21 protein-coding genes are annotated in these 15898 nt (G+C 38.4%); 10 read left to right on the top strand and 11 right to left on the bottom strand.

Translation table 11 applies throughout. The features are described from left to right. Window positions 1-6 precede the first annotated feature (6 nt). From ACYQ3A_RS01125 to ACYQ3A_RS01085, 9 genes are read right to left on the bottom strand one after another with little or no spacing between them, the layout of a single operon-like run. Complete coding sequence (locus ACYQ3A_RS01125) at window positions 7-1977, bottom strand: hypothetical protein (RefSeq protein ID WP_459894775.1); 1971 nt, start codon at window positions 1975-1977, stop codon at window positions 7-9. A 10-nt stretch (window positions 1978-1987) separates the two neighbouring features. Beyond that, window positions 1988-2992, bottom strand: coding sequence for a TraU family protein (locus ACYQ3A_RS01120; protein WP_459894773.1), 1005 nt, complete (start codon window positions 2990-2992; stop codon window positions 1988-1990). Then, on the bottom strand, window positions 2989-3621 hold the full coding sequence (locus tag ACYQ3A_RS01115) for a hypothetical protein (RefSeq protein ID WP_459894771.1): 633 nt from the start codon (window positions 3619-3621) through the stop codon (window positions 2989-2991). Before ACYQ3A_RS01115 ends, ACYQ3A_RS01120 begins: the two co-directional genes overlap by 4 nt. Next, on the bottom strand, window positions 3608-3769 hold the full coding sequence (locus ACYQ3A_RS01110) for a hypothetical protein (RefSeq protein ID WP_459894768.1): 162 nt from the start codon (window positions 3767-3769) through the stop codon (window positions 3608-3610). The genes ACYQ3A_RS01115 and ACYQ3A_RS01110 overlap by 14 nt, the downstream gene beginning before the upstream one ends. 9 nt (window positions 3770-3778) lie before the next feature. Beyond that, on the bottom strand, window positions 3779-4303 hold the full coding sequence (lepB, locus tag ACYQ3A_RS01105) for a signal peptidase I (protein WP_459894765.1): 525 nt from the start codon (window positions 4301-4303) through the stop codon (window positions 3779-3781). Then, complete coding sequence (locus ACYQ3A_RS01100) at window positions 4236-4568, bottom strand: hypothetical protein (protein WP_459894762.1); 333 nt, start codon at window positions 4566-4568, stop codon at window positions 4236-4238. Before ACYQ3A_RS01100 ends, lepB begins: the two co-directional genes overlap by 68 nt. After that, window positions 4565-5236: a hypothetical protein gene (locus ACYQ3A_RS01095; RefSeq protein WP_459894760.1), complete on the bottom strand. Its 672-nt coding sequence runs from the start codon at window positions 5234-5236 to the stop codon at window positions 4565-4567. Before ACYQ3A_RS01095 ends, ACYQ3A_RS01100 begins: the two co-directional genes overlap by 4 nt. After that, window positions 5211-5774 (bottom strand): TraV family lipoprotein, encoded by a 564-nt coding sequence (locus ACYQ3A_RS01090; protein WP_459894757.1) that lies wholly within the window; start codon window positions 5772-5774, stop codon window positions 5211-5213. The genes ACYQ3A_RS01095 and ACYQ3A_RS01090 overlap by 26 nt, the downstream gene beginning before the upstream one ends. A 3-nt stretch (window positions 5775-5777) precedes the next feature. After that, window positions 5778-8234, bottom strand: a complete 2457-nt coding sequence (locus ACYQ3A_RS01085) for a TraC family protein (protein WP_459894754.1) — start codon at window positions 8232-8234, stop codon at window positions 5778-5780. Between the two features lie 149 nt (window positions 8235-8383). On the opposite strand from ACYQ3A_RS01085, the gene ACYQ3A_RS01080 reads away from it, so the two are divergent. From ACYQ3A_RS01080 to ACYQ3A_RS01060, 5 genes are read left to right on the top strand one after another with little or no spacing between them, the layout of a single operon-like run. Then, window positions 8384-9544, top strand: coding sequence for a thioredoxin fold domain-containing protein (locus tag ACYQ3A_RS01080; RefSeq protein WP_459894751.1), 1161 nt, complete (start codon window positions 8384-8386; stop codon window positions 9542-9544). A 1-nt stretch (window position 9545) separates the two neighbouring features. Continuing rightward, window positions 9546-9920, top strand: a complete 375-nt coding sequence (locus ACYQ3A_RS01075) for a hypothetical protein (protein WP_459894748.1) — start codon at window positions 9546-9548, stop codon at window positions 9918-9920. Then, the gene (locus ACYQ3A_RS01070) at window positions 9920-10114 is read left to right on the top strand and encodes a hypothetical protein (protein ID WP_459894746.1); all 195 of its coding nucleotides are present in this window, start codon (window positions 9920-9922) and stop codon (window positions 10112-10114) included. The genes ACYQ3A_RS01075 and ACYQ3A_RS01070 overlap by 1 nt, the downstream gene beginning before the upstream one ends. 3 nt (window positions 10115-10117) lie before the next feature. Next, complete coding sequence (locus ACYQ3A_RS01065) at window positions 10118-10942, top strand: TrbC family F-type conjugative pilus assembly protein (protein ID WP_459894744.1); 825 nt, start codon at window positions 10118-10120, stop codon at window positions 10940-10942. 14 nt (window positions 10943-10956) lie between these two features. Beyond that, window positions 10957-11424 carry a hypothetical protein gene (locus ACYQ3A_RS01060; RefSeq protein ID WP_459894741.1) on the top strand — a complete coding sequence of 156 codons (468 nt, stop codon included), beginning with the start codon at window positions 10957-10959 and terminating at the stop codon, window positions 11422-11424. Window positions 11425-11526: 102 nt separating this feature from the next. Here the strand turns inward: ACYQ3A_RS01060 and ACYQ3A_RS01055 are convergent, their stop codons facing one another. Beyond that, a complete protein-coding gene (locus ACYQ3A_RS01055; protein ID WP_459894739.1) occupies window positions 11527-11895 on the bottom strand; it encodes a hypothetical protein in 369 nt (122 codons plus the stop codon). A gap of 84 nt (window positions 11896-11979) precedes the next feature. On the opposite strand from ACYQ3A_RS01055, the gene ACYQ3A_RS01050 reads away from it, so the two are divergent. The 5 genes from ACYQ3A_RS01050 (at window position 11980) to ACYQ3A_RS01030 (ending at window position 15311) form a co-directional block, all read left to right on the top strand. Next, window positions 11980-12207, top strand: coding sequence for a hypothetical protein (locus ACYQ3A_RS01050; protein WP_459894737.1), 228 nt, complete (start codon window positions 11980-11982; stop codon window positions 12205-12207). A gap of 17 nt (window positions 12208-12224) precedes the next feature. Then, window positions 12225-13283, top strand: coding sequence for a hypothetical protein (locus tag ACYQ3A_RS01045; protein WP_459894734.1), 1059 nt, complete (start codon window positions 12225-12227; stop codon window positions 13281-13283). A 464-nt stretch (window positions 13284-13747) separates the two neighbouring features. Then, entirely contained in the window at window positions 13748-14689 is a 942-nt protein-coding gene (locus ACYQ3A_RS01040; protein WP_459894732.1) for a ParM/StbA family protein, read from the top strand. A gap of 1 nt (window position 14690) precedes the next feature. Further along, window positions 14691-14975 carry a hypothetical protein gene (locus ACYQ3A_RS01035; RefSeq protein ID WP_459894729.1) on the top strand — a complete coding sequence of 95 codons (285 nt, stop codon included), beginning with the start codon at window positions 14691-14693 and terminating at the stop codon, window positions 14973-14975. Between the two features lie 12 nt (window positions 14976-14987). Next, the gene (locus ACYQ3A_RS01030; RefSeq protein WP_459894727.1) at window positions 14988-15311 is read left to right on the top strand and encodes a HigA family addiction module antitoxin; all 324 of its coding nucleotides are present in this window, start codon (window positions 14988-14990) and stop codon (window positions 15309-15311) included. 143 nt (window positions 15312-15454) lie between these two features. On the opposite strand, the gene ACYQ3A_RS01025 is transcribed toward ACYQ3A_RS01030, so the two are convergent. Next, window positions 15455-15874 (bottom strand): PIN domain-containing protein, encoded by a 420-nt coding sequence (locus ACYQ3A_RS01025; RefSeq protein WP_459894725.1) that lies wholly within the window; start codon window positions 15872-15874, stop codon window positions 15455-15457. Between the last annotated feature and the right edge of the window lie 24 nt (window positions 15875-15898).

The raw sequence follows: 15898 nt of genomic DNA, 5'->3' as shown, positions 1-15898 counted from the left end.
TCCCTCTTACGGTGGAGAACTTGAACAGATAATGTCTTTGGAAGCCTCATGAATAGCCTGTAAAGTAGTGGCTGCTAAACCAAAACCATCCACGCAACCGCAATCTTGCTCTATCTCTTCCCCAGAGGAAATTGGACAGTAGTAGTTGCCGTTTTCATCTTTCTCACAAAGTCTTACTTCTCTCTGATAAGTGGTGGAGTTCCGTGTTGTCTCATCCGAGAATACTGTTCCATCGGTTACTGGAATCTTTACCATGCAGGCAATGGGACATTCCTCATGATCTACTCTCAGATTATCAAGAGGTACATGCCCTTCTCCAAGAGTATCCTGATAGTCTCCTGTCTCAGGATCTGCAGATTCCAGAACTGTTTGGGTTCTTTCAAGATTGAAGTCGTATTGGGAATCTTCTTCGCATTCATAGGTTTCCTTTATCCAGAACCAGCTATCTTCTCCTTCTTTCAGAGTATATGACTCTCTGTCTGGACCAATTGCCGATATTGAGTTTCCATCGGCACAAACTCTCCATTGCTGACCAAGCTCGGACGATGTGGTGTCAAAACAAAAAGGTAAAACACTTGTAGAAATCCGAGAAAAGTTCTTCACCACATAAACACAGTTTTGACCGTTCTGATCACATATCTGTTTGTCCTTCAATCTGCATCCATCATGTGAGCTACAGGTATCCGAAGAGATTATCTGGAGATCGGGAATTTCTTTCACCACAACGTAAAAAGTGGCAGTTGGAACACCATTACATCCACCATTATTCCAATAGACGGCTGAAACCTGCTGAAGAATATCAGACACACCCTCATAAGTTCCTGATGAAGGCGTATCACCATCAGAGTGGGAGTTAACATATTGAACGGTCTCATTTCCTATTTTTATTTCTATTCCTGGATCGTCTGGAATATGCCACGATGTTCCGAAACTTCCATAAAACTGATAAGAGAAACCAACACCGCAACTATGGCCTACGTTTGCAGGTAAATAACACCTGAATAATCCACTGCCTATTTCCTCTCTTCCGGTACAGGTTTCCGGTAATTCGTAGCCCTGATCTGTTACTATCTTTGTAGTAATAGGAGAAGGAGGAATATTCTTTTTCTCACACGTATAAACCGAAACATGCCTAACGGCAGGCGAGTTAACAAGAGAATAATAAGGACTGTTAGGGTCACTTTCCTCACTCATTCTACGTTCATCAGCAGGGATCATTCCAGTTGAATAATACTGCTCAACGCTTTCAACCTCACCGCCTACTACTGAACAGTTCCTTGAATCCTGACCATAATAAGAAACTGTAAGGTTCTGAACGTCTAAATCGCTTCTGCTGATAACAACTCTGGTATTGCTTTCGTTTAGTGCTCCAACAGCTCCCCCTCCGAGAGAAGAGAGAATGTTGTCCATTGCACTCCATACAACATTCCCACATGAGTTGTTAATGCAATAGCACCCTCCCAGTCCTGCTTTTACGTCAGGTAACTGTTCAAATGCCAGCTTTCCGTTATTGGTAGTGGTCCACTTCCAGAATGTACAGGAATCCCAGGTTCCAGGTCTGCAAACAATTACTCCATTAGCACATACACCACTTATCAACCCTGCTGAGGAGCTGTCTGCAGTTGTAAAACCATAGCTGTTGCTGTCTATGGAATAATCAAATTCACCATCAAAATTGGTATCCTGTCTTACCAGAATCCTTATATCTCCAGTAGAGGAAGGTAAAACCGAAATTGTCAGGAATTCTTTTGTAGAAGGACACTGAAGCTGTGCATTGAAAGATTGGGAGTTGTCAACTGTTTTCATTTCTCCCTGACCAAACATAGGAGACTGAAGATTCTGCTGAAGGTTGCTTTTACTTCCATATTTGCCCTTTATCAGGTTTCCGAGATTACTTCCCACCTGTTTAGACTGACTTAATTCATCCGCTACTGCTGTTATTGAAAGCATAAAAACGAGCAAAATAGTCTTTCTCACAATGCAACTCCTAAAAGGCACAACAGTCTCTCTTTCTATAAAGCATCCAGACAAAGTTGTCTCCAGATAATGGGTAGTTCTTTGCCCAATCCCAGATCAAACCAGATCTTCCGATTGGCTCTCTAATGATGTCAGGAATCGGATAAAGGAGAAGAAGAGAATACTGGCTCTTTCTCCAGATAGGCATTGGATATTTACCGCACAATCCCAGCCTGCCTATGCTACCCCAAAGGATTCCCTGCCTGTGAAGTTTGTAAATCATCTTGGCAGCAATGGCAGCGTTGGCTTCTATGTAATCGGTGCTTTCAGAAAAACCTGCAAGAGGATATGAACTTCCCCAGCTTCCCATGCACCAGAAAAGAGGATCAAGAGGAAATCCAATAGTTGAAGCAACAGAATCCACCATACAGGCAAACTGAGTTATTGGATTGGCAAACACCACTGCTTCAGGTTCTATAACCGCCGTAAGAATTTCATCCTGCCAGAGTGGATCAAGCTCTGATAAATAGGCTATGTCAAAGCCAGTATGTTCAAGGCAGACAAAGTCAAGAAACAACTCAAGAACTGTCCACACGGGAAAAATCATGTAGTGAACCTGAGCACCGGAGATGTGCTGATTTCCTTCTGTCTGAGTAGCCCCTCCTCCAAGATTTTGAAAGTTGATTCCTATTGGCAAATACATACCTGTGAAAGGAGAACAGTAAGGAATTTTCGCAGTCTCCAGAATTCTGACCGGTTCCCATAGAGAAACAGGAATCCCTATTCTTGGAATCGGAGGATTTCCCATCCAGCAGACACATACCGGAGAACTTATTGGATCAACATCTTCAAGTCCTTTAAAATCCAGAACCTTAATACCAGCTATCCGAATGGGAAAAACGTTATAGATAGTCTTCATAGCTGTAGCTATGATTCTGGCAGTAGTAGCAGGACTTGCTTTACATCCTGGAACAGAAGCTTGAGCAGTTAAAAACAGCAAAATAGAAACAACCAATGAGAAGAGGACTTTCCTCATTGTCTGTTTTTCCTCGCAAGTATGTTTTCACAGTTAACTGCTATCACTTTCACTTTCATATAGTCCCCTTTTCTTCTCACAACAGATATTGTTTCTTTCAGGTTCAGACGCTCTTTTATTCGCGGAGTGAGGAAGTAAACCTGTTCTTTGAATTTCTTTGTCAGCTTCTGCCAGTTACCGTCAGTGATTATCAGCTTGTGATAGGCTGGAAAACTTTTGATGTGCTTTTCCACCCAATTGATTTCTTCTTTACTGTTGCCGTTGAAAACTATCAGAACAGGAGGATCAACGGGAATATACTTGAGTGGATTAAACTTGAAACCTTTTGGATAGAGAATTCCCACTATCCTGCCGCTTTTATCAACTTTTGGAACATCAAAGGGAAGTTCATAGGTCATATCAACAAGGTAGCTGTAACTTTTCTTTGCAGGTGGAAGCTGCACTATTTCTTTCGGCTTGTAATGTTTATAAAGCTCCTCAAATCTTTTTTTGATAGCTGAATAGTTCACGTATTTCGCTCTTTCCTGAATCTCCGTCAGCAAATCAGGTTCAACTATTGGATAAGTGCTTGCGTAAACATTGGTAAAAAGAAGAAGTGCAGCAGGAAGAAGATACCTATTCAGATACATCGGTAATCTCCCTGTATATTTCAACAGCTTTCTCATCAGTCCTTATATCAGGAAAGTAATCGTCATAACGTTCTTCTCTCTCCTCGCAAATACATTCATCTTGATCCTTCTTTTTCTTTCTCTTTTTGCTGGATTTCCTGATTATCATAGTGTCCCCTCAAAATAGTGGAATTGCTGTTCCAACAATGTCTTTCTGTTCTACGAATCCCCAGTATCTGCTGTCGTAACTAAGAGGATGTACTCCCATCACGAAGTAGTTACCCTGCGGGATTCTTCCATTCCAGAGGAAATTTTCGACTGGTTTACCTTTTGAATCCGTATCTCTGGCAGTTCCTATGTAAACCCCATTGCAGTAATACCTTTTCTGACTGTCAACTTCCAGCATATCCCCTGGAAGGCATTTGACCTGTTTAACCATTCTGTAATCCCGTGGATAATACTCAGAACCTTTAAAGTAAAAAACAACAAATTCTCCTCTTTCCGGAGTTTTATCAAGCTCGTTAAGCCAGAAGAGTTTCTGAGGCAGAGAAGCACTGGTGTTGTAGATAAACTTCCCGATATTCTCACCAATAAAGTGAACAATTGCACCCAAGAGGAAAATGAAAAGAATAGTGTTAAGAGCCGTTTCCTTTGAGACTGAGCCTGTAAATAACTTCTTGCGTAATGTCTCTAACCTCTTCATTTTCTACCACGCTCCCTTTTATAAGGATTATTCCGTCGTAACTGTCAGTAATCGTCTGAAGCTTTTCTGCATTGAGCTTTAAAAACCTTTCCAGAAGCTGAGGATCGTTAATCTTTCCCACGCCTTTGAGCTGTTCCTGAAGAACTTTCTTCATGTCAAGAACGTAGAAGTGTTCTTCATGAGGTCTGTTCCAGAAAAAGGCATATCCTGCAACCACCGAAAGTGAAACAATTAATGAGATAAAGAAGTTGACAACGTAATTCAAAGAACACCTCCAGTAAGCAGTGCTATGTAGCCATCCTTAACCTTTTTGCACAGGTAAGGCTTTGCAGAGAGAAGGTCTGTTTTTATAAATCTCAATCCGTCTATCTCTACAGAATCATTTCCTTTCAGTAACTTTTCAGCCTCAGCAAACAACCGTGACACAGGAAAAACTCGCAGAACATATTTATCCTTCCTGCCAACAAAACATTCAATTCCTTTTCTTTTAAGGAGAGAACATAAAGAGATAGCTCTTTCCCTGTTATTGCTTTTGAGAACAACTGAAAACATGCCGTTATGAAGGAGTAACACATCTGGAGAAAGGTTTAGCTCCAGTAAGTTTTGAGTTCTCATAAGAGCATGGGAAAAACTTCTAAAAGTTCCAGCAAATACCAGCTTTCCTTTGTAATCTTCTTTTCTAAAGAAGGAAGGCAAATTTTTCGTAGAGTTCTGCCTGTTTTTTTCTTCCCTAATCTGCTGTTCCAGTAAAGTAACTTTTTTTCTGAGTGCCTTTATTTCCTTTCTGAGGAGTCTCATCTCTTTTTGAATAGTAGAAACGTCATCCATTAGATAGCCAACAGCTTCCTTTACCTCTGGAAGAGTAACGCCATCTCCAAATGCCGATAGAGGCAATAAAAGAGCTAAACTACTTAATACCAATCCTTTTCTCATTGAGGTACTTCCTTATCCTTTCGTCTATAAGAGGTTTCTTGATTTTTTCTGTTTTAGCAGGAGTAAGGAGATAGTTCCCTATTATCCATTTACCTGTTTCAACAGTTAAAAAAGTGTATTTAGCAGCATTGAGAACTCCATTAGAATCAACGTAAGGAAAGATCAACACTCTTATTACCGTATCAGGTGCTTTTATTGGTGTCGGAGCTGTTTTGAGAATAGCAAGTTCCTTTTCCATTTTCTCTTTATGGTATGTAGCTTCTTCTTGTTTTAGTTTTTGTCGGGCTATCCTTTTAGCTCTCTCTTCAATTAAAAGAGCAAGTTTCTTTTCAAGGTCTTCTGTTCCAGCTCCAAGTTCTTTCCTTGCCTGAATCTCTGATAAAAGTTTTCTGATTTCCTCGTCAATGTCCCCGGAAAGTTTTGCTTCTTTCTTCTTTTCTGGACAGTCATTCCCAAGACATTTAATCTTCACTTCTTTTCCTGAAGTTCCACAACCAAAAGCAAGAAGAATTAACGGAAAAAACAGCAGTTTTTTCATCCTTTACCTCTTTGCAGTATGTTCAATGCATTTCTGGATTGCTTCTTCTATGGAAGAGCTTTCAGCCATAAACTTTTGTCTGAGTGCAACATCATGAGCATCGGTTGTATAGAGCCAGTAAAAGAAGGGAGAAAGAATAAGCCTCCCGATTCCTCTTCCTCTTGGAGTAACCATGTAGATTTCTGACCAGTAACCTTTGAGGGTTTTAAGAGTGTTTTTCAGGACATCTTTTTCAAACTCAGATATATCAAGCTCTTTATCTCTATGTATCTTCTCCCACTCTTCAGGTTTTTGTTCCAAGATAAACATGAAGTCAGCAGTGGATTTCAAGACTTTCGTTACATCATTTTTCTGGAAGTCTGAAATGTTTTGAGTTATGGTGATAATTGAACCATTGAACTTTCTATATTCTCTCGCTCCCTGTTCAATGAACTTGAGCATTTCTTCATCCTGGAAGAACCGCCAGGCTTCATCCCAGATAACAAGCTTCTTTATACTTCTGTCACCAAGATAAATCTCTTTGTTTATGTGGAAGAAAAGTGTCATTAAAAGAAGGGACATAAGTTCTCTGTTGTCTTTTACAGCTCCAAGTTCCAGAACCACAAGTCTATCTTTAAAGTTAACTTCATTCTTTCCTATGAAAAACTTTGCATACTGACCGTCACACCATGGGGCAAGATTAAACTCAGCAAGCTTCAAAAACTCTTCTTTTCCTTCTTGCCTTCCGATGGAAAATATCTCATCTCTGACGTGTCTTATGTCTGTCTTGTCTCCATGTTTGGATAAAGCCTCTTTTATGGCTATCTGAATCATTCCCCTTTCTGTATCAGAACACCTTTCATTCGGCTTTATCATCTTGTCAACTATGTCCACAAGAAACTTCATCTGTTTATCAAGATCCTCTATTTCCGAGAAAGGATTAACCACTATTGGATTATCAGGAGTAACGTCAACAAATTCACCGTTAAAGAGACGGGCTATTCCTTCGTAGGACCTTCCAACATCTATAATTCTTATTACCGTCTTTGGTAAAGAACGGTAAGAAGCTACAATGTGATTCACCAGAACGGATTTCCCTTTTCCCATTGGAGCAGTAACAATACCGTTCATACCGCCGTTAGTATCCCAGAGGTCAATAAACATCAGTTGACCTCTTCTTGAAAGAAGAGGAATTGTGGGAGTTCCTGTTCCCTTCCAGTCCCACTGAATAGGAAGAAGATGGGAAACATTATCTGCTAAGAAAGTTTTAAACCTTTGAAATTTTTGTTCTGTGAATTCCCTTACAAGGTTAAAGGGCGTAGCTGAAAGAAGGAAAGGAAGGTTGAGGAGCTCTTCCTGAAGTTCATAGCTTTTCTGCGACATAAAGTTCTTAACCACCTGTACGGAGCTCCTGAGTTTTTCGTAATCTTGAGACATCAGGTTCCATACCACACATCCTTTCCAGAGTATTTCTCCTTCTTCAAGATTTCTCGTAAGGTGGACAAAATCCTCCTGCCTTTGCTGAAGTCTGGTGGAAAGAGCCGAAAAGTTTTGTTGTTTCATCACAACTTCAGCTTTTTTCAAAAGTTGTCCTTTTTCTTTCCTGGTGGCTTTTCTCAACAAAAGAGAAAGAGTGAAGGGAACGTTTATCTGGTTTCTATCACGAGACATAACAGAACCGGTGAACTCCAGGGTTTGAGCAATAGATACCGTGGAAGGATACTTCTTAATTGTTAAAGCTTTAGTGTAGAAGCCATCTACCTTACAAAAAGAATCATACTGTTCAATTAAGGTATCATGACAGATAGCCTGTTCTCTTATTTCGGTTTCTTCGTCATAGATGATTTTTGAATCTACAGCATGAGAAGGATTCAGAATGTAATAGTAAAACTTCAAGACACTATAAGGAGTCATGTTTTTGGGATATAGTCCAGCCTGAGAAAGAGTCGCATGTATGCTGTCCCTGAGATCAGCTATATCTTTGCTCTTTGCTTCATATTCATCTGTTTTGCAGGGAACCTTGAATGTCGCAAAGAGCAATCCGTCCCTTACTGGAACATTCCAACTGTTGTAAAAACCTTCATATCGGTGTTGTCTCAGAAACTCAGCATACTTTTCTGCAACAAAAGATGTTTTCTTTTCCCTGCTTTTAGTGTATCTGTCGAGGTAGGAATCAAAGTAAGGAGAAGCAAAAAATGTCCATTGAACAATGGTATCTTCGGGAATTGATGGATCGTTAAATATGTTCTTCATTATGGTCACAGTATCTATTCCAGTTCCAATCTTCGGATAAAGTTCAAAACCAAAACCTGCCGTATCATCATCGCAAAGAAAAAGTTCAAGTTCTTCATCAAAAGCAGTTGGCATAACATACTTTGAAAGTCTCTCCCGAAAAAGGAGATTTTCTATCTCTTCCCGTTCCACCCCTGAAACGTCCTCGTAAATACCCAGAAACTCTGCAATTTTTTTCAAAACTGCCATAGTTCCTCCTTCTCTGTCAGAATGGTAGAGAAGGTAGAAAGAATTTTGAAGGGACTCATGAGGTGTTAAATATTCTTAACATCTGGTGAGTCCCTTGATTGAAATAAAAAGGATGGCTAAACTCCTTTAAAAAGCAGAAGGAGTGAAAAATGATTGTGAGAACGTTACTTTTAGGGATTCTTGCAGGTTCAACCGCATTTGCAGGAGTATGTGAGGAGATAACTGACCGAGTTCTTCAGAAACATGCCCCTATTCCACCATACCAGGTAATGTCAAAGAGAGAAATTAACGGACTGTGTGAAATGATTTTGAACATCAATGGTCAGTTCGTTCCTATCTATGCGACAAAGGATTTTGTCCTTGCAGGAGAAATGTTTTCAAACAGAAGGCAGATTACTCAGGAGCAGATAGCAAAAATAAGAAAAGAACAGGTTAAAAGACTAAAAGGAAAACTTGATGAACTAACAGCCACTATCTATAAACCTGCAAATGCTACAGGAAAGATTCTTTACTTCATTACCGATCCAAACTGTCCTTACTGCAACAGATTTAAGAAAACCGTCAAGGAATTTGCAGATAAAAACGGCATAACCGTAAAACTTGTTTTCTTTCCTCTTCCATTCCACAAAGGAGCTGACAGAAAAGCAGAATCTTTTATCTGTGAAGGAAAAACTTTTGAAGACTATTTAAAAGACAGTTATGGAAGCAAAACATGTGAAGATGGACAGGAGAAAATCCAGGAAATGTTAACTCTTGCAAAAGAAGCAGGTATCAGAGGAACTCCAACTTTCATAACAGAAAACGGAAAAGTAATAATCGGCTTCAGAGAAAGAGAAATTGAGAGAGCTCTCGGAATAGAACATAAGGTTGACGTTTCGAAAATAGACCTGTCAAAAGCCATTCAGGTTGGAAGTGGTAAAGGAAGGAAAATTATTGTTGTTACTGATCCTACCTGTCCTTTCTGCAAAAGGGCATGCAATGCACTAAGACACTATGCTGAAGAAGGAAAAGCCACCTTTTATGTTTACTTCCTTCCTGTTCACGGAGATGCAAGTAAAAGAGCAATTGAGTTTATTTTCAGTCAACCGAAAGAGACAAGAGCAGAAGTTCTTGCAAAAATCTTTAAAGGAAAGTTAAGGATTCCTGCAAACTTTAAACCCACATCCGAAGCAGAAAAGCTCTTCAAAGAAAATCTCATAGAAGCAAACAAGACGGGAGCAACTGCAACACCTACTTTCATTTTATCTGACGGAAAAGTCATTGAAGGAGCAAGAATTCCTGAAATTGAAAAGGCAATTAGTGGAGGGTAAAATGCAGTTCTTTTCTTCTCCAGTAAAGGAAACCTTTTATCAGAGTAAACTTCTTATTAAAGAGCTTACTTTGATTTTCGGCCACGGCATGATCCTCTACTTTCTAACTCTGCTGTCTCCTTTTTCCTTAATAATTCCAATAATAGTAACAGCAGGAATTGTTTTCCTATCGGTAAAGAAAAATAACTTTGGAACTCTTGAAGAGCTGAGAAACTTAGCAAGGTTTTCTTTTCTTGGAAGTCCAGTAACGATAACTTTTACAGTTCTATTACCACTTAAAAATCCTCTACCAATATTAATAGCTCTTGCTTTTTTCCTTGAATTCCTCGTCATTTACTCCATTCTAACTTACATCGAGTTGAGGAGGATCTTGTAATGGATTTCTTCTTCGGATTCTCAGGACTTCCAGCAGATCAAGGACCATACAAAATGGTTAAAGTGAAAGAATGGATAATTGGCGAACCTCCAGCGATAACAAAACTTATCCCTAAAGTTCAAGCTCCTCTGTCCATAAAAGTAGGAAACATGAAGATTACACTTCCCCAGAAGATTGAAAAGAATAAGAGGTGAAAATTGAAGTCCATCGTTGCCCTCCCTTTCATGCTTCCCCTCTTACTGTCCTCTGCTTTTGCAGGGGATTCTCCTTCTCTAAACAGTGTTCTTGAAAAAAGATTCAAAGAAGCTGAGGAGCTGAAACTTCCAGAAGTGAAAAACAGAAATGAAGAAGAAATGAAAAAGGAAGCTGAGAACCTTTACAGGATTTACCAGGGAAAAGTGAAACCGAAAGTGGAAGAGTGGAAGGAGAAAATTCATTATGACGGCAAAAGTGTAAGGATTGCTGAAGGAAACGGTAAAAGCAAAACCGAAAAAAAACAGAGTTCTGAAATCTTCAAGGAAGATGAAAGACTTTACATCTTTATGAGTTCTTCCATCCCTTTAAGTGTCTGGAGAGATTATGCAGCAGTTCTGGACAGGTTACAAACGGATCGTATTGTTATGGTCCTTAGAGGTTGCATAGGTGGATGCCGTTACATCAAACCCACTCTGGAATTCCTGCAGAAAGTTATCAAACCCGATGAGCATAGCGAATACTCTGCACTTATAGAAATAGACCCTCTTCTTTTCAGGAAGTACAAAATAAAAGAAGTTCCCTGTTTTGTTTACGCTAAAGGTTTACAGGTAGATAGATCAGACCTTTCTGAAGGCTGGGAAAAGAATATCAAGGAAGAACCTAAGTTTTGGATTTCCTGTGGAGATTGGGCTTTTGGTTATCACATTGAAAGGCTGGAGGAAAAATCTCATTCGAAAAGTTTAGAAATACTTCTAAAGAAGCTGAAAGAAACATGGTTCACGAGCGATAAGCATCCTGATTCCTTTTTCTTCAAAAACCCGGAATAGAATGGAGGATAAAAATGGAAAAATGGAAAATCCTTGCACTTTTTGATGTAGGAGAAGCCGAAGCCGCAAGGGGATTTAGCGAAGGCGAGATGCGATTAATTTTTGGAAACACCATAGAAACAGACGAAAGCTTTTTCCTTCAGTATAAAACTCCTTTCGGATTGGTAGATGAACCATTAGTGATTAAGACCGACAAAGTTCCACTTCTCTTTGGTTTGTTAAGAAACCCAGATAAAGAATATGTTCTCATAGAGCTTGATAATAACTACACTGCGAAAAAAGTCATTTGGAAAGGAAGTTCTGAAGAGTGCGAACACCTCCACCAGTTATATTCTCTTCCCCGATACCTGCTTGAAGAAGAAGAGATGTATATAGAGCTGGGAGCTTCAGATGTTAAAGTAGAAGATTATCCCAAGATAGAGGAAAAGATAGTGAAAGCTCTCTGGGAAGCTATGGAAAATATGGAAGATAAGGAAAGGTAAGTTTCTCTTTTTTTCAAAAATTCAAATAAAGGCACAGCAGCCAAGCGGTAGCGAGGCTGCGTGTCTTTGTTAAGGAGGAAAGATGAGAACCTGCAGCTCTTTTCACAGCGAAGATAAGAAAACCGCTCTATTAGTCCATGCCATCCCATTGGCTTCAACAAAGTGTAACGTAAAGAGGGAAAGAATCACACTTCCAGAGAGAAAAGTAAAAGCAACGTACTCACGGCCTTCAAAATCATCCCTAACAGAAAGGTTTCTCTTTTCTAACATAATCACAGTTATTGTAATCCTTTGTGTGGCTACTTTTTTCGCTAAAGTAGGAGGAATCTCAACTGAAAATATCTTAACCCTTATGACAGAAAATCTATTTTCCCATCCAATTGTAATACCTGAAATAGTTATAGCAAGTATTCTGCTAAGTCTTTTTTCTTCCGAAAGCTTAATACTACTTCCTCCACTTATCTTTGACATTACTTACCTTCTAATATTTGGACACCACATACTATTAGCACCAACAAATTACGACTTATAGAACCTTTTCAATAGGAGAAAAGCATGAGAAAAGGATTTATAGGCGAAACTCTCCTTTTCATCCTTGCACTCATTGGAGCTTGGGCACTCTATCACTGGTATAAAACAGAAACCCTGAAAGAAAATCTTTCGTTGATGGCAAATGACTATAAAAGAGCTGTAATGACTGTTGTAACAGATCCACAGGACAGAGAAAAGATTAATCAGGCTATGGAACAGATTGAAGAAGTTTTGAAGAAATACAGAAAATAAGGAGATAAAAAATTCCTATGGAAAACAGAAGTCATCTAAGCAAGTCCCTGAAGGTGCTTTTTCCCGATAAGAGTTCTTATAGAGTGAAACAGAACGATATTCCGTTGATTCTCTACTCTTATGAATGCTACAGGAGAAAAATAACGGAAGTGGAGCTCTCAACAGAATATTTCCTCTCAGACAAATATCTGAAGAGTGGAAAAAAACGAATTATTAAAAAAGGAGGAAGACTTACTTTCATTTATAAGAAACCACCATCCTTGGTATATATGGCTGGCTACCTGAAAAAAAAATTTAACGTGCGAAGTTACACAGACATGCTGTTAATAGCTTTAGCTTGCGGAATGGAAAACCCTTCCCGTCTCCTTGTAGCCTCCCAGCGATTTCAGCACAATAGAAGGTTAAGCAAGCTTTCAGCAGAAAAGATAAGGAAAGAATGGATCAAAATTTATCAAGAAGCTGAAGTTATGCTGGGAGCTTTTACAGAGGAAAAAATTAGAGCAGTTAAGAAGAAAAAAGGTAGCGAATGGCAAAAGGTATTTTCGGAAATAGAAACTAACCTGAGAAAAGTTGATGATTTAGAAATCGCTGCTGGTCTCACTCTATATTTCAGGAAAAAAGAAAGAAACACCAGAATAGAGAGAATCCATACCATAGATGCTGAAAAGATTTTTCAGTTTGATACCCTTTTCTGGCTTCTAAAATCTGGGAACATTCTAAGTCCCATAGATTTGAAACGAATATCCATTGAAGAGAATTTTTCTCCTGAAGCAGTTACCACAGTAAACTACCTTGTGAAAAAAGCAAATGAGGAAGGCATTGAACCATCAGCTCTTCTTTTCTACTATGCATTATCCGGAATGCCACCAGAAGTAAAAAGGTTCTTCGAAAGAATAAAAAAGTTCCAGGACAAAAGAGAGTTGATATGGCAGCTAATATACATCAGGAATAATAGAAGAAAATTCAATAAGCAGATAAACCTACCTGAGCAGGTAAAGGAATATCTAAATCAGAGAGTTTTGGTAACAAAGTCTCACATCCTCAAAGGGAAGAAACTAAAGATATTTAGAAAATAGTTAAGTAAACTAATCTTTACCTTAGTAATCCAAAGTTTACATAAGTAAAGTTTCCAATAGTAAAGTATCGTTTATATATAGCAACCTTTGGTAACTAACCTTTATTTCAGGCTGGGATACATTTTGGGGAGCTTAATAACTACATAGTAGTTATTTACCAGCTAAAAAATTTGTATCCACTAAAAACTTTGTATCCACAATAGCTGGAGAACTTCAAAGGATATTCCTGTCTCCACTATCAATAACTTCACTATACGATAGTATAGTTTAGTATAGTAAAGTTATGTCAACTCAACAATAAACTAAATCTAAAGCCAGTGAAAATTTTTGTTCTGTTTCAAGGCTTTAAACTATTTAAGGTCTATTTAACCAAACATTACGATAGTAAACTATACAATAGTTTAGTTGACTAAACTATACTTTAGGTATAGAATAGTAAAAACATCCAAAAGAAGGAGGAAAAGATGAATCTGCTCATAGCTGATTTCGGTTACGGAGATGTGAAGTACATAGTTACAGATGAAGAATTTAAATCCTTTAAAAAAGGGAAATTTCCCAATGCGATTGCAAGAGTTTCCACATTTCTGAATGTCTCTGAATATACAGAAGACAACATTATCAAGTTCAATGGTAAAAAGTTTTTAGTTGGTAAGGAAGCAATAATGCATAACCCGTTCACAACCAGAACATTCTCTTACATCAAAAAATACTCTCCTCTCCTACTGGCAAAAATAGTCATTACAGAAAACATTAAGGAGCTGAGTGGAGTTGTAACAGGCCTTGCTCTTACAGACTTTAACAGAAAGAAAGAGTATATAGAATCTCTATCAACTTTTTCTTTTGATAAAAGAGTAGTTTCCGTCCCGCAGGAAAATATTCTTGTAATGCCACAGGGCTATGGGATATATCTGGACTTTTCACATGAAAAAGGAGAAAAGATTCCACAGGTTTTAATAGTTGACATCGGATATAACACACTCGACATAGGATACGTAAACGAAAAAGGTAAGTTCAGCCTTGCAATGTCAAGAGCTTACCAAAACGAAGGTGTTGTCAAGATAACAAAAGCATTGGAAGAATTCATCAGAACAGAACTTACAAGTGTTCAACTTCCAGAGCAGGACATAAAAGAAGCTCTTAACAGAAAAAAGATTAAGTTATCTGGAGTGGAACATGACTTAACCGAAATAGTCAATGAACTCTCGGAAGAATATGCCGAGTATGTAATGAACAAACTTCAAGCAGATTACGAACAAATACTTGAAAAAGCAGAATATGTTGTGTTTGCAGGAGGTGGAGCAAGATACATAAAAGACTACTTAAAAGATATGGGAAATGTATTTATCCCTGAAGAACCTGAATTTTCCAATGTTCGTGGCTATTACTATGGAGCAAAGGGGGAGTAAGATGGCAAAGAAAGAAAGAATGTATTTTTCTATAGACAAAGACATTGCGGATATGCTTAAAACTCTGGACAGAAGCAGATCCAAGGCAGTTAACATTATACTTAGATATGCCAAAGAAAAGGGCATACTTCAGAAGGTTATTCAGCACTTACAGGGAGAGGAAAGTCTATTGAAAGAACTATTAGAGGAAAAACAGGCAGGTAAAGGAGCTCAAGCTCACAAAGAAGAAAAAAAAGGTTTCAAGAAGAGCTTTAACAATTTAGTCGATGGAATTGATGGAAATTAAGGAGGAATACCAATGGTTATTAAGGTCAGCAAGCTGGAAAGGATACTGAAAGAAAGGAAGAGTTACCCTGCCGTTAACATACTGGAACTTGAAGTTCCCCCTGTTCATCCAGGAGAAATTTTAAGGGAAGAATTCTTAAAACCGCTTGATTTAACTCAAGCTCAATTGGCAGAAGAACTTGGAATTAACCTTAAAGTAATTGATGAACTTGTAAATGAGAAGAGATCCATTTCTCCAGAGATAGCTATAAAACTTGCAGAAAGGTTCGAAACTTCCCCAGAATTCTGGTTGAGATTTCAAGAAGATTATGACTTGTGGAAGAGGTCAAAGAGGTAATAAAAGCGTAATAGAACTGAAGTAGCAAGATGGAGAAAGAAATAATCATCACTTTAATATTCATTCTTACAGTTGGACCACTTTTTTCGTATATGCTATACAAAATTATCAAAGATGCCAGAGAGATAAAGTGAAAGTTCACTCTAAACAAATGGATTAGCAATCTCAACCTTTTTGCCTTTCCACTCTATAACTGGATATGTTACATCCTCGGTCAGAATCAGTGGAATTCCATTTTCTAAAGCAGAAGCTATAATACAGGCATCCCAGAATTGAAGTCTAAAACTGTCTTTAAGCTCTACTGCCAATTTTACTGTGGAAGGAGATTCATTAAACACTACACAACTTTCAGAAAGAACTTCTATAAATCTAAAGACTTCTTCTTTTTCAACTTTCAATTTTACCTGCAAAACGTGAGCTAATTCCTTAAGTACCTGCATTGAAATTACTATCTTTCCCGAAAGCTCCTTTAAAAGTTCTTCAAGCATATCTCTTTTCCATACTTCCTGATCACTAAATAGATAAATCCAAAGATTAGTGTCCCATAAAACAAAATTATTCAACACAACCTCCAATAGACATTTAAA

It is taken from the genome of Desulfurobacterium crinifex, from assembly GCF_054656775.1.
Note: the sequence above shows the minus strand (reverse complement) of the source record. Positions and strands in the feature narration are given on the sequence as shown.

What these genes read in the sequence shown, in the direction of transcription:
- ACYQ3A_RS01035 (WP_459894729.1), top strand. Translation starts at nt 14,691, where the DNA reads ATGGCAAAGAAAGAAAGAATGTATTTTTCTATAGACAAAGACATTGCG.
- ACYQ3A_RS01040 (WP_459894732.1), top strand. Translation starts at nt 13,748, where the DNA reads ATGAATCTGCTCATAGCTGATTTCGGTTACGGAGATGTGAAGTACATA.
- ACYQ3A_RS01095 (WP_459894760.1), bottom strand. Translation starts at nt 5,236, where the DNA reads ATGAGAAAAGGATTGGTATTAAGTAGTTTAGCTCTTTTATTGCCTCTA.
- ACYQ3A_RS01085 (WP_459894754.1), bottom strand. Translation starts at nt 8,234, where the DNA reads ATGGCAGTTTTGAAAAAAATTGCAGAGTTTCTGGGTATTTACGAGGAC.
- ACYQ3A_RS01110 (WP_459894768.1), bottom strand. Translation starts at nt 3,769, where the DNA reads ATGATAATCAGGAAATCCAGCAAAAAGAGAAAGAAAAAGAAGGATCAA.
- ACYQ3A_RS01075 (WP_459894748.1), top strand. Translation starts at nt 9,546, where the DNA reads ATGCAGTTCTTTTCTTCTCCAGTAAAGGAAACCTTTTATCAGAGTAAA.
- ACYQ3A_RS01030 (WP_459894727.1), top strand. Translation starts at nt 14,988, where the DNA reads ATGGTTATTAAGGTCAGCAAGCTGGAAAGGATACTGAAAGAAAGGAAG.
- ACYQ3A_RS01090 (WP_459894757.1), bottom strand. Translation starts at nt 5,774, where the DNA reads ATGAAAAAACTGCTGTTTTTTCCGTTAATTCTTCTTGCTTTTGGTTGT.
- ACYQ3A_RS01070 (WP_459894746.1), top strand. Translation starts at nt 9,920, where the DNA reads ATGGATTTCTTCTTCGGATTCTCAGGACTTCCAGCAGATCAAGGACCA.
- ACYQ3A_RS01080 (WP_459894751.1), top strand. Translation starts at nt 8,384, where the DNA reads ATGATTGTGAGAACGTTACTTTTAGGGATTCTTGCAGGTTCAACCGCA.
- ACYQ3A_RS01115 (WP_459894771.1), bottom strand. Translation starts at nt 3,621, where the DNA reads ATGTATCTGAATAGGTATCTTCTTCCTGCTGCACTTCTTCTTTTTACC.
- ACYQ3A_RS01060 (WP_459894741.1), top strand. Translation starts at nt 10,957, where the DNA reads ATGGAAAAATGGAAAATCCTTGCACTTTTTGATGTAGGAGAAGCCGAA.
- ACYQ3A_RS01120 (WP_459894773.1), bottom strand. Translation starts at nt 2,992, where the DNA reads ATGAGGAAAGTCCTCTTCTCATTGGTTGTTTCTATTTTGCTGTTTTTA.
- ACYQ3A_RS01050 (WP_459894737.1), top strand. Translation starts at nt 11,980, where the DNA reads ATGAGAAAAGGATTTATAGGCGAAACTCTCCTTTTCATCCTTGCACTC.
- ACYQ3A_RS01055 (WP_459894739.1), bottom strand. Translation starts at nt 11,895, where the DNA reads ATGTCAAAGATAAGTGGAGGAAGTAGTATTAAGCTTTCGGAAGAAAAA.
- ACYQ3A_RS01045 (WP_459894734.1), top strand. Translation starts at nt 12,225, where the DNA reads ATGGAAAACAGAAGTCATCTAAGCAAGTCCCTGAAGGTGCTTTTTCCC.
- lepB (WP_459894765.1), bottom strand. Translation starts at nt 4,303, where the DNA reads ATGAAGAGGTTAGAGACATTACGCAAGAAGTTATTTACAGGCTCAGTC.